We start from the raw sequence: 13,849 nt of genomic DNA on the forward strand, positions 1-13,849 counted from the left end.
GGTATTCTGTTTATGCTAACATTAAGCTAAACCTTAAGCAATAAAATCAGAAGGATCAACTCCCTTCTGTAAGCAAGCAGCAACTAAAGTGTTGATCATAAGAAATGCTATTGTCATCGGGCCAACTCCACCAGGCACTGGAGTAATAGCTTTGACTTTTTCTTTTACTCCCTCAAAGTCAACATCACCCACAAGCTTACTTTGATTTCCTATGTTAATGCTATTTATGCCAACATCAATCACTATTGCACCTTTTTTTATCCAATCTGGTTGAACAAAATTTGGCTTTCCAACTGCTGCAACTACTATATCCGCCTTAGAGCAATAATCAGCTAAATCCCTACTTTGTGAATGCAAGATGGTAACAGTGCAATTTTCTTGCAACAATAGGTGAAACATTGGCTTACCCACAATATTTGATCTGCCAATGATTACCGCATTTTTACCGGACAGATTATTTTCAACTGACTTAATTAAATGCAAAGAACCTTTGGGAGTACAAGGTATCAGACAATTTTTTTCACCTTTAACTAACCTGCCAACATTCTCATCATGAAAGCCATCTACATCTTTTTCAACACTTACTGTATTAATTATTCTGCTTGCACTGATGTGCTTTGGTAAAGGTAACTGAACTAAAATTCCATGCACAGATGAATCTTCATTTAATGTATTAACTTTTTCAATCAATTCATCTTCTGAGATACTATCAGGCAAAACAATAGTTTCAGAACTTATGCCTATTGATTCTGCTTTTCTTTGTTTATTACGAACGTAGACCTGACTTGCTGGATTGCTACCCACGAGAATTACTTTAAGACAAGGAAAAACATTATACTCTTTCTTTAAAATATCAATTTTTTTTGATAGCTCCTCACAGAGATCATTTGCTGTTTTTTTACCGTTAATAATAATTGACATTTCCTTGCCACTCCTCGAAGTCAGGTAATGCGATATCAAATAAATTCAATACTTTACCAACAGAATGATTTACAATATCATCCAAAGATTTTGGTTTAATATAAAAAGCAGGCATCGGCGGAGCAATAATTGCTCCCATCTCCGTTAGTTTTAAGATATTTCGTAGATGTCCAAGATGTAGTGGAGATTCTCGCACCATAAGAACTAATTTTCTTCTTTCTTTTAGAGTTACATCTGCAGCCCTTGTTAATAGATTGGAAGTCACCCCCGATGCTATTTCAGACATTGTTTTCATAGAACATGGAGCAATAACCATACCTGAGGTTTTAAATGAGCCGCTTGCTATTTTTTCTCCTATTTTTTCTTCAGAATAGTAAAAATCTGCAAGCGACATAATATCTTCAAGTTTTTCTTTAATCTCATGAGCTATAGTTATTTTTCCAGCACTGCTGATCACTAAATGAGTTTCATGATTGGTATTTTTTAGTGCCTCTAGAATCCGTACACCGTAAATAGAACCAGATGCTCCACTTATTCCAATTACAATCCTACTATTCACCTTCGTAATTCATTCCCAATGCACGTTTGTAGGTATCAAGTAATATTTCCTGTTCCTCCCTGTCATCATCATCCATCTTTCTTAGCCTAATAATCTGTTTCATCACTTTTATATCCCAACCTTCATCTGCAGCTTTTGCATATACATCACGAATGTGATCTTGCACATCCCTCTTTTCTTGTTCAAGTTTTTCTATTCTCTCTATATAGTTCTTCAAATCTTCAGCCGTTATTTTTAATGTATCTTCCATAGAACCCAACTAATTAATTGCTACTACAGTATTATCAGTTTTTACTTGTACTTCAATCATAGTAATAATATTTTTATCTTTTTTTAAAATCTTAAAGTAAAAACCGTACATGGAAAACTCTTCATTTTCTTCAGGAATGCGCTCTATCTCGTTTACAATCATACCTGCTAGAGTTGTAGCTTCTTCATCAGGAAGATCCCAATGTAACTGTCTATTAATATCCCTAATAGTAGATTTTCCTTCTATGTGATACATATTATCGGATATCTTTTTTATAAAATTCTCTGTGATCAAATCATGTTCATCTGAAATTTCTCCAACTATTTCTTCCAGTATATCCTCAAGAGTTACGATTCCCTGTAGTGCTCCATACTCATCAATAACAAATGCAAGGTGTTTCCTGTTTTTACGGAAGTTGTGAAGTTGTACACTGAGTGGCGTACTTTCTGGTATAAACCAAGGCTTTGACATAACTTTGGCAATCTCTATTTTATTATCCTTTTCACGCAAGACATTTATTAGATTTTTCACGTGAACCACTCCAACAATATTATCTGGTTCTTTTTGCCATAAAGGTACTCTGCTATGGCTACTGGTTAAAATCTCTCTTATTAAATCCTCTTTGTTTCGATCTATATCAAGAGAAAATAAGCTTCTCCTGTGAGTCATAATCTGTGATATTTCTGTCTCAGCCAAATCAAGTATACTACTTAGCATATCTAAATCCTGTTGTAACATAGTTCCTTCACTGCGATGAAGAGTAATCATGTTACGCATTGCATCTGCTGCAGATATTACCTCCCTATTCTTATGAAGCCCACATAACTTCAGAATGAGATTGACAATAAACTGAATGCCTAATGTCAATGGAGAAAGAATCTTGACAAAAAACAGCATAAAATAAGAAGAAAGCAATGTAAATTTTTCAGGATTTTGCATGGCGTAAGTTTTTGGTAAAACTTCACAAAATAGCAAAATACAAAACGTCATCATGAATGTTGAAAGAAAGATGCCTTCACTTTCAAAGAAATGTATAAATATTGCTGTAAATAAAGCGGAACAAGTAATGTTAATAATTGTATTGCACAGTAATATTGTTCCTATTGTTAATTCTTTTGTATTCAACAAGCGGTCTATTATCTTAGCTCTTTTATTGCCATCTAGCTTTAGTTTATTAACTCGGGAGCGGCTAATTGAGGTTAACCCTATTTCTGCTCCTGAAAACAAAAACGATAAGATCAACAAGAAGAAAATTGCTGACAATACTGAAATCAATAACCAATCCATTAAAGTATGATGTTATTGCGATATAGAAACAGAGTTGATTTTATATGTTGTAAGAAGCATTTGCAAGTCTATATATCTTTAATATAAAAAAATAAATCATGAAATACATCACACACTGCATTCACATGCATACTCTCAACAACAAGTGGAGGAGTTATTCTTATTACCTTATTATTTAAAATATTAGTCATTATTAAGCCTTTGTCAAGAGATTGTTTAACAATTTTATCAGCCAAAGGTACTCTAAGCTCTATCCCTATCAATAAACCCTCCCCACGAACTTCTGAAATGATCTTCGGAAATTCTTCAGTCAAAGGCAACAACTTTTCTTTTAAATATTTACTGACCTTCTTAACATGGTCAAAAAAGCCTTCCTTTAGCATTATATCGAGTACTGCATTACCAACAGTCATAGCAAGTGGATTACCTCCATAAGTTGACCCATGAGTTCCTGGAGTGATTGCTTCTGCTATATAATCTTTTACTAAACATGCAGCCAGAGGAAATCCATTACCCATAGCCTTCGCACAAGTGAGCATATCAGGTTCAACTCCTATATTTTGATAGTAAAATAGAGAGCCAATTCGTCCATATCCGCATTGCACTTCATCAAAGCATAAAATTATTCCTTGAGCTTTTGTTATCTCTCTTACTTTTTTAAGATACTCTACGTCCAATGGATGTACTCCGCCTTCACTTTGTATGGGCTCTAAAAATATGGCAGCTGTTTCGCTATTGATTTTCTTTTCTAATGCTTCAATGTTATTTCTTGGAACTTTATCAAAACCAGAAAGGAGTGGAGCAAAACCTTCGCGTGATTTTTCATTTCCCCCAGCTGAAATTGCAGCAATACTGCGGCCATGAAAACCTCCTTCAATTGTAATGATGTGACTGCGCTTTTCTTGTCCATTTAAGTAGAAATAGCGGCGAATAAATTTAATTGCAGCTTCTGTTGCTTCAAGTCCACTTGAGCAGAAAAAAACTTTATCGGCAAAGGTAAGTTCTGTTAAACGCTGAGCAAGCCTTTCCTGCTCAGGGATAGTGAAAATATTAGAGCAGTGCCACAATGAGCTTAATTGCTCTTTCAGTTTGTCTGTAATGTATGGATGACAATGGCCTAGGGAGGTTGTAGAAATTCCTGCAGCAAAGTCTAAATATTTTTTACCATCCTTATCGAAGAGATATACTCCTTCTCCTCTAACTATAGAAGCTTCAGATCTATTATAAGCGTTAACAACATGATCCATTTTAAATATTATCTATACTGTGCATGAAAAAGCTTTCCCTTAATATTGCTTAAACTAAAAATTGGGCTAATATTATACAGTTCAACATAAAATTCAGAAATTTAATATGTAAAAAAGTAAAACTACACCAATTCACATTCAGCAAAAAAGAAAGCTATTTCTCTATGAGCATTCTCTAGACTATCAGAACCATGCACTCTATTTTCACTAATATCATCAGCAAAATCACCCCTAATTGTACCTTTATCTGCCTGCTTTGGATCTGTAGCACCCATGATTTGCCTGTATTTACTGACTGCATTTTCACCGATTAAAACTTGAACTATCACAGACCCAGAAGTCATAAATTCCACCAACTCTCCAAAAAAAGGCCTATCCTTATGAATTTCATAAAACAGCTCTGCTTGTTTTTTTGTCAGCATCATCATTCTTTGTGCTATAATTTTTAGTCCAGATTTTTCAATATAAGAATTTATACTGCCTGTAATATTATTTTTTACTGCATCAGGTTTTAATATCGAAAGTGTTCTCTCAATTGCCATATCATTCCCTTATATTAAGATCGTATATTTACTTTATTGTGAATTTTTGTTCCATCAAAGAGATTTTTTATTTATAGTCAAGAATAAAACATCAAGGGGTAGTTTATGGTTTACTGTCGTAAGAAACTAGTGAATAATCTTAAATCATCAATTTTCTGCGGAACAAAAGGTTTTTTAACCTTTAATTTGGCATTTTTAAGTTATTTAGAGTATAGCTTACACAATAATACAAAATTAAAAGAAGGTGCCGCTTTTGGGATGAAAAGGAACGTTGTTCCATTTGGTGAAATGATTGCCATACCGCTGTTTTTTTGCTTTGTATTACCAGCTATGGTAGGCAACATAAGCCTTATCGAGTGCGCACTTATATGTGCTGCACTGATGGTTGCAACATGTTTTGTTGTGAGAACCTTTTACTTGCGTGAAAAGTTATTGAAAAAAATGACTAATAATGAAAATTATACCGAGGAACAAATAGAGCAGGAATTTAAGAAAGACACTATAAAATTTCCTATCTTTGATAAAAACAGACAGCATATTGAATATAATTCTCCTAATCCAGGACAACTAATGAATGAAAGTCCTCCCTCTCTTTTTGTTAAGGTTTTACTTTTCCCCCTTACGATTTTTCTGAAGGCTCTACAAAGCTGCATAATGATATCTTTGGCTGCTGTTGAACTTCTTGAAGCAGTGCCAAGTTTTTGTGTTGATGTGGTTTTCGATAGAGGCTTTGCATCTACACAGAGTAACATGAAGAGATCTGCTCATCTATTGTATGCCAGTGTAAGAAATTTAGTGCCTGTAACTAAACTTGATGAGTGTGTAGCTGATTTTATAGGCAAACCTGAAGAAAGGTGCTGTCAGTGAAGAAGGCAGTAATCTTATTTAACCTAGGCGGACCTGATTCACTAAGTGCGGTCCGTCCTTTCTTATTTAATCTTTTTTACGATAAAAGAATAATAAATCTACCAAATCCTTTTCGCTTCCTTTTAGCAAAGTTTATCTCCAAAAGGCGAGAAAGTACTGCACAAGAAATATACGAGCACATTGGAGGTAAATCGCCAATCTTGGAGAATACGAAAGCACAAGCTGATGCTTTAGAACTAAAATTAAATGAAAATGGAAACCATGTATATAAGATATTCATCTGCATGCGTTATTGGCATCCATTTGCTGATGAAGTTGTTAAAAGCGTAAAGCAATTCGACCCTGACGAAATCATTCTGTTACCACTATATCCGCAATATTCAACCACCACAACTCTATCATCCATCGAGAATTGGCAAAAAAATGCCAAACTGGAATGTAACACAAAAACAATTCACCATTATTATGACAATGAAGACTTTATTGAAGCTCATGTTAATCTGACGTCTAAATATTATAAATTAGCTAGCAAAATCGGTAAGCCAAGAGTCCTATTCTCGGCTCATAGCTTACCTCTTAGTATCATTAAAAAAGGCGACCCTTACGCTTCACAGATAGAAAAAACAGTAAAATTAATAGTAAAAAAATTGAATATTGAAGATCTTGATTGGGGAATATGTTATCAGAGTAAGGTTGGCCCTGTAAAATGGTTGGAGCCTAGCACTGAAAGTGAGCTATCACGCGCGAAAGACGATAATATACCTGTAGTTTTATCACCTATATCTTTTGTTTCTGAGCATTCTGAAACACTGGTTGAACTTGATATAGAGTATAAAGCAATTATCAAAGACGGATATTACTTTCGCGTACCAACTCTCAGTACTGATCTCTTATTTATCAAGTGCTTGGCCGATTTATGTTTAGATCACTCTCAAAGTACTGATTTATAGCACTTTTCTTTTTAGATTTTTATAGTATAATATTAAAAAGTTATTATTTTATTATCTACTTATGCCAAAAGGTAAGCCAAATACATTTATAGAAAGTATACATGATGTTCACAATCATGATATTAGAAAGATGTATTGTATTGCAGTAGGTTTAACAGGCATATTGTGTAAAATTTCATTGCAATTCTGTTGCGAGTTTATTGATAACAACAGATCCAATATTTGTACTATATTAGATATTTCTAAGTTCATAAAACTACCAACATCAATAATATTTGCTCTTCATTTTGGTCTCAATTTAGCTGGATATAAATCTAAGAAACCTGCGAATGGTGAAGAGGAAAATAAACCTGAAAAACCAATACAGGTTGTAGGTAACTCAGCGTACTTGGCAAGCTGTATCATAGGAATATTGATGCAGGCAAAAATCATTCATTTCTTAGCTAGAAACAACAAGGATGTAATAAGTTATATTAGCTTAACATCAGCAGTTCTATTTCTATTTTCAGAATTCGTAAGCTGTTATTATAAGTGCGAAGAATATAAGGAAGTGCATAAAAAATATCAAGAAGCATGTAAAAAATACAAAAAGGGTGATGACGAACTTACGAAATGTGAAGCTGAGCTTGCTAAATGCAAGAAGAATGTTATGTTTAGCACATTCACTTTGTCATTGGGCTTGTTAAGCTTCATATTAAAAAGAATGGAAATTGCAACTATACCGATAGACTTGGGTGGTGGCATAATCTATAATTTCAACTTAACTGTTACGGTTAGTTTGATACTAAGTATAGCATATCTAGTATCAAACATCGATAAGTTTGTCAATCAACCTAATAATGGTACTGATCCTTCTACTGGACTTGATGACGCTCACCATATTCAGCATAATGGCAGCATTGTAGAAATTAATTATTCGAGATGAAAAGACTTAATTTCTACTGCCAATGCTAGCACTGCTAATTTGCTAACAATATTCCAAAGTGGCAAAGTTTTATTTTCTTGGCTGATATCATAAAATTCACAGTCAGTGGAATTCAAGCTAGAATATACATCTTTCCTGCTATTACATCGGTATAAGTAACATGTTGGAGTATCTCCTATATAGTATATTAGCGGTTCTGCAGAACTACTTTTAAATATGTCAATAGTTGGTACACCTTCTTGTATAATAACACTATTGATTGCTATTCCTTCTTTTATCTTTTTCATTTTATGACGCTTTTTTTTATTGAGATTTAATATTTCCTTTCCACTTGTTGCTGTTATAATGCCCATTCCATATGTGCCATTGCTTGCTTTGATAAAAACGTAAGGTTGTGTTTTTATTTCATATTCCTCATATTTTTTTTGCACTAGAGATAATATTTGGTCAACTTTAGTCGCTACTGCTCCTAGTGATGAATCATCATTAAAGTCAACTCCATTACAGCTTTCTGTAAGCACAGAAATAAGCCATGGGTCCATTTTAAATTCGCCACAAAATTCGGACACTAATTTTTGATAGATTTCAAAATATTGAAATTTCTGCCTACTGTGCCAGCCATATAATGGACTTGGCACTATCTCTTGTTTTACGTTTTCTAGCGTGTCTGGAATGTGGCTAGTCATATCACGGTTCAGTATAATCACATCAGGCACAAATCCTGAAGTTGTCTTCAGCAAAGAGTTTTCTTTCACAACAGTTTCATACTGTTCTATTAAATTGTACGTTTCATTATGAAAGAGGCCAATTCTAGTTTCAAAACCTGCGAGTTGCAGTACCTTTTCTATAGCAAATACATTTTCTATATACATTTTATTTCGTGTGTAATTCTCCGGTATTATAAGGGCCTTTTTATATTGTTTTGTTTCGAAGTAGCTTTTTATCAATTTTGCTGCTATCGCTTTTGATACTTCACTTAGGTTATTAAACCCTGCAGGAAATAAATTGGCGTCTACTGGAGCAATTTTGTAGCCTGAATTCCTAAGATCTATGGAGCTATAAAATGGTAATGTAAAACCATTAAATTTTGTTTTGAACCAATTATTTATATCTTTTTCCAGATTTGGATGAATTATGTTTTGCATCTACACTTTAAATGTTATAAGAAAAGTACTATATTATAAGTTATAATCTTAATATAATATAACGAATTAAAATAACAAAAAAATGATTCATCATGACAGCAGTAAAATGTATGGTACTACTATACTGTCAATTAGAAGAGACAAAAATGTAGTAGTAATAGGTGATGGGCAAGTCTCGCTAGGCCATACCGTTATAAAATCTGGAGCAAAAAAAGTTAGGCGTCTTTCTGGTGATTCCGTAATTGCCGGTTTTGCTGGAGCAACAGCTGATGCATTTACTCTCTTCGAAAGGCTAGAATCTAAACTTGATAAGCACCCAGGACAGTTAATGAGGGCATGTGTTGAACTTGCAAAAGACTGGAGAATGGATAAATATCTAAGAAAATTAGAAGCTATGATGATCGTGGCAGACAAGTCCATTTCATTGGTCATTACAGGAACGGGTGATGTTCTTGAACCTGAAGATGGCATTGCAGCCATTGGCTCTGGAGGAAATTTTGCTTTATCTGCAGCAAAAGCTTTGATTGACGTTGAAGGAATATCAATAGAGGAGATTGCAAAAAAGGCTATGAAGATAGCTGCCGATATATGTGTTTATACAAACCATAATCTAATTATCGAAAAAATAGAGGAGTAATATGTCAAGAACTTTGTGTGATAATTTTTCTAGTCAATCTGTAGTAGGTCAATTTGATAATAATGATGACTATAATGAGAAAAATAGCCTCTATGAAAATGAAGGTACAGGAAGTAGCAGCATTCAAAGCTCACAAGCTTTATTAGATGATCTACCACCACAGAAGATAGTTAAAGAATTAGACAGATTTATAATCGGGCAGAATGATGCAAAGCGCGCTGTTGCTATTGCACTCAGAAATCGTTGGCGTCGAAATAAAGTCCCACTTCCACTACGTGAAGAGATTATACCTAAGAATATACTCATGATAGGCCATACGGGAGTTGGTAAAACTGAAATAGCTCGCCGTTTAGCAAAGCTTGCTGGTGCACCTTTTATAAAAGTTGAAGCAACGAAATTTACTGAAATAGGATATGTTGGACGTGATGTTGACTCGATAATACGTGATTTAGTTGACGCAGCAATAGTTTTAGTTAAGGAAAAAGCACGTAAAGCCTTAACTAAAAAAGCTTTAGGTTTGGCTGAAAAGATAATAGTCAACTCCATGGTTGGTGAAGATGCAACCGAGGAAAGCAAAAAAGTTTTCAGAGAAAGACTGAGAAATAAGGAATTTGAAGATGGAGAAGTTTCTATTAACGTCAGGGAGAGCAAGGGTATGCTACCCACTTTTGATATACCTGGTATGCCAGGTGGGCAAATTGGCGTGATGAACGTAACAGAAATAGTGGGTAAGATGTTTAATGGGAACAAAAAAACAAAAACTATTACAGTTAAAGTGAAAGAAGCACGTGAAATATTGATTAATGAAGAAAGCGAAAGGTTAATGGATGAAGACAAGATAATCAAAGAAGCGATTGATCTTGTTAGCAATGAAGGCATAGTGTTTTTAGATGAAATAGATAAAATTGCAGCACGTACAGAAATAAAAGGTGAAGTCAACAGAGAAGGAGTGCAGCGCGATCTGTTACCATTACTTGAGGGAACAACTGTTTCAACTAAGTATGGCCCCGTAAAAACAGACTATATATTATTTATTGCATCTGGTGCTTTTCATTTATCTAAGCCATCTGATCTTTTACCAGAATTACAGGGTAGATTGCCAATTAGAGTGGAACTTAAGGCGCTTACTCAAGAGGATCTAATAAAAATATTAAAGGAACCAGAATCTAGTTTGTTAAAACAGTATATAGCGTTAATGAAAACGGAAAATGTAACACTTGAGTTTACTGATGATGGTATAGAGACTATAGCTGAAATAGCATTTACAGTTAATAGAGAAGTGGAAAATATAGGTGCAAGAAGACTTCATACTGTCATGGAGAAGCTTTTGGATGAAATAAGTTTTATCGCTTCTGAAAAAAATAGTGAAAAATTTGTTATAGATAGCAAATATGTAAGAGATAAACTAGAGTCAATTTCAAAGCAGCTTGATTTATCTAAGTTTATACTTTAATAGAAGCAGTTCAAATTGCTTCTCTAAAGAGACACATTCTTACCACCCAGAAATTTCCACACCATAACCATCTGACAATACGCTTTCATCACATAAACACAGTAAATCATCTAGAAACAAATTTATCATTTCTTTGCTAGCTTTAGTACTTTTTTCACGGATATTAAGAAGTGGGTTGTCTATTTCTATCTCATAAGAGCCATTTTCTTCTTTCTGGACTATAATTTTTTTTGAATTAATAGGGAAGTATCTATCATCATAGTCATTCTTGCCGTAAGAAGTACCTAGAGCAAGTAAATAGCTACAGATTGCGTCTCCGTGTAAAATAGTAGTATTGAGCTTTGCTACCTTGTCTCCAACTTTGCCATTAATTGGATCGTATGTATATACTTCTGCTCTAGATTTCTCACCTATAGCCTCCCCAAATTCTTTAGATGTTGATGGCTTGATAATGAATGATGGGAGCCAGTCTTTCCTTACATACTTGTTCAGTTCTATATCTCCCCCCCCCTACAAGATTACATTTACTTATACTTATTCGTGCTCCATCCTCAGTTTTTTTGAATATAGTACCATCTTTATCACAAAGCTCCAGCCTATGAAACTGTCCTTTCCCGCAAGGCAACACTTTTAAATAATTTGCATTTTTTCCCGTTACACTTGGGTAATTCCCATCGCCTAGCACATCAAAAACAAGCTGTTCTCTACCTCCTTTAAGTTGAAAATACCAAGCTGACTCGTTTACACCGCCAACTTCTTCACCAGTTTTTATTGATTTCACTATCGGTTTATCTCTGAATGTCTTAAAAATCTCACAATCTAATTTGCAACCAGACTCTGTTGCCTCTACTATACAGTGCTTTTCATAGTCCTCTTTTTTTTCCTTTATCAGACCTTCATAACTCAAGAAAAAGATTAACCCACAAAATAAAGTTAAGAAACACATGGCTTTTTTAATTACATTGAATAGGAAATGGGAGTAGAGAAATATACACTAAGAAATTTACTGAGAATCTATGATAAGTATGCTCAAGTTCAAATTTGTTCTTCAGGTAGTCAAAAACTGTTTCAATCATAAATTTCCTTCAGAAAAATTAATGCATTTTTCACACTCTATTTTTTCCTTGCGTATATATTAGCATACAAAAGTAAAGTTTTAATAAAATACTATTTAAGTAATCTCATCAGAGTCTGGTTTTCTGAATTAAGATTTTACACTAGCTTACTTGTACAAGCGAAATTTTTTGAACTTCAGTGTAATATTTTTACTCTATACTATTTTGTCTATCTTATGTTCTCTTCTCTCTTAATTTGCTATCTTTGCCAATCATAGTTAAGCTATTCCTTAATGGCAAAATCTAAGCTTAAATCAATTATTGAGATATTTTCTTCATCAAAATCTATTTCTTTTATTAATATACCAGTTAAAAGATCAGGTGGAGAAAGAACTGTTCTTTTATTACCAGCCCTCATTCCCACAACTCCAAGTTCTATAGCAAGCGGCATTTTTCTGTCACCAACTTTAAACTGCACTGTTTGATCTTTGACTATATACTCACCATTATATCTCTTTATGCTATATTGAGCCGATATCTCATCACCACACTTTACTTGTTTTCTAGTTTTGTTAATTAAGTCATTAAAAATCATTAGGTTATTTACTGAATCAGGATATTTATCTTTTACTTCAATCAGTTTGATGTAATAAGAGTTAAAACTCATTTTGTTGTCATCAGCAGCAATAGTAACTACACGCTCTCCACCTTCTTTCATACCTATTACCCCTAAACTCACTTCTTTTAAGTAATCCTGACCTATTTTCAAATTGACATCAGTCGGAAGTAGCGTTGCTAGGTTGTTGGAGACTTTGTACATTTGTAGCAGGACTTCTTGGCCACAGAAAGCCTTACTGCCGCTGCCTTCAGTAATTTCATAAAATTTTATCGTCTCTTCTTCCTTTTGCTGTGTTATTTCTTCTAAATATTCTGCTAGCCCATGCTTTTCAATATAGCGATCAAGTGCTGATTCAAGTATGGGCTTTACTAGATAACGTGCTATCGTCTGTGTTAAACCATCATGTGTGGCATTTATCTCGTAAAGCTTGTCCTCTTTTTCCGGTTTATCTTTATTTATATAAACAATAGTGATTATAAAAACAGAAGCTAAAGTGAGAATCATTACTACAGAGATAAACATTTGTAATATAATTTTTCTAACCATCTTTTTTTACTTGATTCAATAAATCATATAAGTCACTAGTATTCCCTGAAAGCGTAATTAAATTATCTGAGGCCTGTTTAAAGAGACTATCTATATAGTTTTCCATTTCATTTTTTCCAAGCACGGACATTAAATTGTTTGTTTTATCTTGCTCATAATCTTCGATATCATCCTTGGCTTGAAAAATAAGCCCTAGATTTATTCCATAGTTATATAATGCTTCCCGCTCCTTGTCTGTAGCGCCTCCTATTATAGCCCCTATTTCACATGAAGCTGCAAATAGTTTTGCAGTTTTCATCAAATGAATTTCTTTTATTTTGTCAAAATCTGCACCTATATCTAAAATCTGCCCTCCCACCATTCCCTTCATTCCTATTGCTTGAGAGAGCACTTTTATGATCTCACAATTTAACAAAGATAATACCTCAAAAGCCAGGGTAAGTAATGCATCTCCGGCCAGTACTGCTGTTGCTTCACCAAATTTTTTGTGGCAGCTTGGCTGGCCTCTGCGGGTGTCACTGTTATCCATACATGGCAGATCATCGTGAATGAGGGAGTAAGCATGAATAAATTCAATTGCTGCTGCTGCTGTTATTGCTTTTTCAACCTTTATGTTGAATATCGACGAAGATGCTATAACTAAAAAAGAACGTATATGTTTTGCAGGAGCAAGAAGTACATAACGCATAGCTGATATAAGTTTATTCTCGCTATTTTCAGGTAAGAGCTTATTCACTTCTACAACAAGCAAATTTTTTGTTGTTTCGTCTAGCATTTTTAAATTTATTAACTATCGAGTGCTAAGAGATAGGAAGTTTTTAATAGTTTATATAATCATAAAAGCTA

The 13,849-nt window shown here is 34.0% G+C and carries 15 protein-coding genes and 1 pseudogene; 5 read left to right on the forward strand and 11 right to left on the reverse strand.

What is annotated here, in order from left to right; all coding sequences use genetic code 11:
* Positions 1-33: 33 nt before the first annotated feature.
* The 6 genes from folD to ndk form a co-directional block, all read right to left on the reverse strand.
* Entirely contained in the window at positions 34-921 is an 888-nt protein-coding gene (gene folD, locus CAI20_RS01135; RefSeq protein ID WP_007302160.1) for a bifunctional methylenetetrahydrofolate dehydrogenase/methenyltetrahydrofolate cyclohydrolase FolD, read from the reverse strand.
* Positions 905-1,480 carry a UbiX family flavin prenyltransferase gene (locus CAI20_RS01140; protein WP_007302161.1) on the reverse strand — a complete coding sequence of 192 codons (576 nt, stop codon included), beginning with the start codon at positions 1,478-1,480 and terminating at the stop codon, positions 905-907. The genes folD and CAI20_RS01140 overlap by 17 nt, the downstream gene beginning before the upstream one ends.
* Positions 1,473-1,730 (reverse strand): DUF2312 domain-containing protein, encoded by a 258-nt coding sequence (locus tag CAI20_RS01145; protein ID WP_007302162.1) that lies wholly within the window; start codon positions 1,728-1,730, stop codon positions 1,473-1,475. Before CAI20_RS01145 ends, CAI20_RS01140 begins: the two co-directional genes overlap by 8 nt.
* Before the next feature lie 9 nt (positions 1,731-1,739).
* Positions 1,740-3,017, reverse strand: a complete 1,278-nt coding sequence (locus CAI20_RS01150) for an HlyC/CorC family transporter (RefSeq protein WP_149168693.1) — start codon at positions 3,015-3,017, stop codon at positions 1,740-1,742.
* Positions 3,018-3,085: 68 nt separating this feature from the next.
* Entirely contained in the window at positions 3,086-4,264 is a 1,179-nt protein-coding gene (locus tag CAI20_RS01155; RefSeq protein WP_149168694.1) for an aspartate aminotransferase family protein, read from the reverse strand.
* A gap of 122 nt (positions 4,265-4,386) precedes the next feature.
* Positions 4,387-4,806 carry a nucleoside-diphosphate kinase gene (gene ndk / locus CAI20_RS01160; protein ID WP_149168695.1) on the reverse strand — a complete coding sequence of 140 codons (420 nt, stop codon included), beginning with the start codon at positions 4,804-4,806 and terminating at the stop codon, positions 4,387-4,389.
* Positions 4,807-4,911: 105 nt separating this feature from the next.
* On the opposite strand from ndk, the gene CAI20_RS01165 reads away from it, so the two are divergent.
* The 3 genes from CAI20_RS01165 (at position 4,912) to CAI20_RS01175 (ending at position 7,548) form a co-directional block, all read left to right on the forward strand.
* Positions 4,912-5,673 (forward strand): hypothetical protein, encoded by a 762-nt coding sequence (locus CAI20_RS01165; RefSeq protein ID WP_012481903.1) that lies wholly within the window; start codon positions 4,912-4,914, stop codon positions 5,671-5,673.
* Positions 5,670-6,623 (forward strand): ferrochelatase, encoded by a 954-nt coding sequence (gene hemH, locus CAI20_RS01170; RefSeq protein WP_007302167.1) that lies wholly within the window; start codon positions 5,670-5,672, stop codon positions 6,621-6,623. The genes CAI20_RS01165 and hemH overlap by 4 nt, the downstream gene beginning before the upstream one ends.
* Before the next feature lie 61 nt (positions 6,624-6,684).
* Positions 6,685-7,548 carry a hypothetical protein gene (locus CAI20_RS01175; protein WP_007302168.1) on the forward strand — a complete coding sequence of 288 codons (864 nt, stop codon included), beginning with the start codon at positions 6,685-6,687 and terminating at the stop codon, positions 7,546-7,548.
* On the opposite strand, the gene gshA is transcribed toward CAI20_RS01175, so the two are convergent.
* A complete protein-coding gene (gene gshA, locus CAI20_RS01180; protein ID WP_149168696.1) occupies positions 7,536-8,693 on the reverse strand; it encodes a glutamate--cysteine ligase in 1,158 nt (385 codons plus the stop codon). The two genes, CAI20_RS01175 and gshA, sit on opposite strands and share 13 nt — an antisense overlap.
* A gap of 82 nt (positions 8,694-8,775) precedes the next feature.
* On the opposite strand from gshA, the gene hslV reads away from it, so the two are divergent.
* Positions 8,776-9,330 carry an ATP-dependent protease subunit HslV gene (hslV, locus tag CAI20_RS01185; RefSeq protein ID WP_010406442.1) on the forward strand — a complete coding sequence of 185 codons (555 nt, stop codon included), beginning with the start codon at positions 8,776-8,778 and terminating at the stop codon, positions 9,328-9,330.
* Between the two features lies 1 nt (position 9,331).
* Positions 9,332-10,783, forward strand: coding sequence for an ATP-dependent protease ATPase subunit HslU (hslU, locus tag CAI20_RS01190; RefSeq protein ID WP_007302171.1), 1,452 nt, complete (start codon positions 9,332-9,334; stop codon positions 10,781-10,783).
* A gap of 430 nt (positions 10,784-11,213) precedes the next feature.
* On the opposite strand, the gene CAI20_RS01195 is transcribed toward hslU, so the two are convergent.
* From CAI20_RS01195 to CAI20_RS01205, 4 genes and pseudogenes are all read right to left on the reverse strand, one after another.
* The gene (locus CAI20_RS01195) at positions 11,214-11,729 is read right to left on the reverse strand and encodes a hypothetical protein (protein WP_149168697.1); all 516 of its coding nucleotides are present in this window, start codon (positions 11,727-11,729) and stop codon (positions 11,214-11,216) included.
* A gap of 11 nt (positions 11,730-11,740) precedes the next feature.
* Positions 11,741-11,868, reverse strand: a pseudogene (locus CAI20_RS06615) (IS982 family transposase); the annotation flags it as partial.
* A 253-nt stretch (positions 11,869-12,121) separates the two neighbouring features.
* Positions 12,122-13,003 carry an FKBP-type peptidyl-prolyl cis-trans isomerase gene (locus CAI20_RS01200; protein ID WP_019236754.1) on the reverse strand — a complete coding sequence of 294 codons (882 nt, stop codon included), beginning with the start codon at positions 13,001-13,003 and terminating at the stop codon, positions 12,122-12,124.
* Positions 12,996-13,778, reverse strand: a complete 783-nt coding sequence (locus tag CAI20_RS01205; protein WP_019236755.1) for a polyprenyl synthetase family protein — start codon at positions 13,776-13,778, stop codon at positions 12,996-12,998. Before CAI20_RS01205 ends, CAI20_RS01200 begins: the two co-directional genes overlap by 8 nt.
* Positions 13,779-13,849 lie beyond the last annotated feature (71 nt).

The organism is Wolbachia endosymbiont of Chrysomya megacephala, assembly GCF_008245065.1.
Classification (GTDB): domain Bacteria; phylum Pseudomonadota; class Alphaproteobacteria; order Rickettsiales; family Anaplasmataceae; genus Wolbachia.

Coding starts and splice junctions, on each gene's coding strand:
- folD (WP_007302160.1), bottom strand. CDS start 921: ATGTCAATTATTATTAACGGTAAAAAAACAGCAAATGATCTCTGTGAG.
- CAI20_RS01145 (WP_007302162.1), bottom strand. CDS start 1,730: ATGGAAGATACATTAAAAATAACGGCTGAAGATTTGAAGAACTATATA.
- CAI20_RS01150 (WP_149168693.1), bottom strand. CDS start 3,017: ATGGATTGGTTATTGATTTCAGTATTGTCAGCAATTTTCTTCTTGTTG.
- CAI20_RS01155 (WP_149168694.1), bottom strand. CDS start 4,264: ATGGATCATGTTGTTAACGCTTATAATAGATCTGAAGCTTCTATAGTT.
- ndk (WP_149168695.1), bottom strand. CDS start 4,806: ATGGCAATTGAGAGAACACTTTCGATATTAAAACCTGATGCAGTAAAA.
- CAI20_RS01165 (WP_012481903.1), top strand. CDS start 4,912: ATGGTTTACTGTCGTAAGAAACTAGTGAATAATCTTAAATCATCAATT.
- CAI20_RS01175 (WP_007302168.1), top strand. CDS start 6,685: ATGCCAAAAGGTAAGCCAAATACATTTATAGAAAGTATACATGATGTT.
- gshA (WP_149168696.1), bottom strand. CDS start 8,693: ATGCAAAACATAATTCATCCAAATCTGGAAAAAGATATAAATAATTGG.
- hslV (WP_010406442.1), top strand. CDS start 8,776: ATGATTCATCATGACAGCAGTAAAATGTATGGTACTACTATACTGTCA.
- hslU (WP_007302171.1), top strand. CDS start 9,332: ATGTCAAGAACTTTGTGTGATAATTTTTCTAGTCAATCTGTAGTAGGT.
- CAI20_RS01195 (WP_149168697.1), bottom strand. CDS start 11,729: ATGTGTTTCTTAACTTTATTTTGTGGGTTAATCTTTTTCTTGAGTTAT.
- CAI20_RS01200 (WP_019236754.1), bottom strand. CDS start 13,003: ATGGTTAGAAAAATTATATTACAAATGTTTATCTCTGTAGTAATGATT.
- CAI20_RS01205 (WP_019236755.1), bottom strand. CDS start 13,778: ATGCTAGACGAAACAACAAAAAATTTGCTTGTTGTAGAAGTGAATAAG.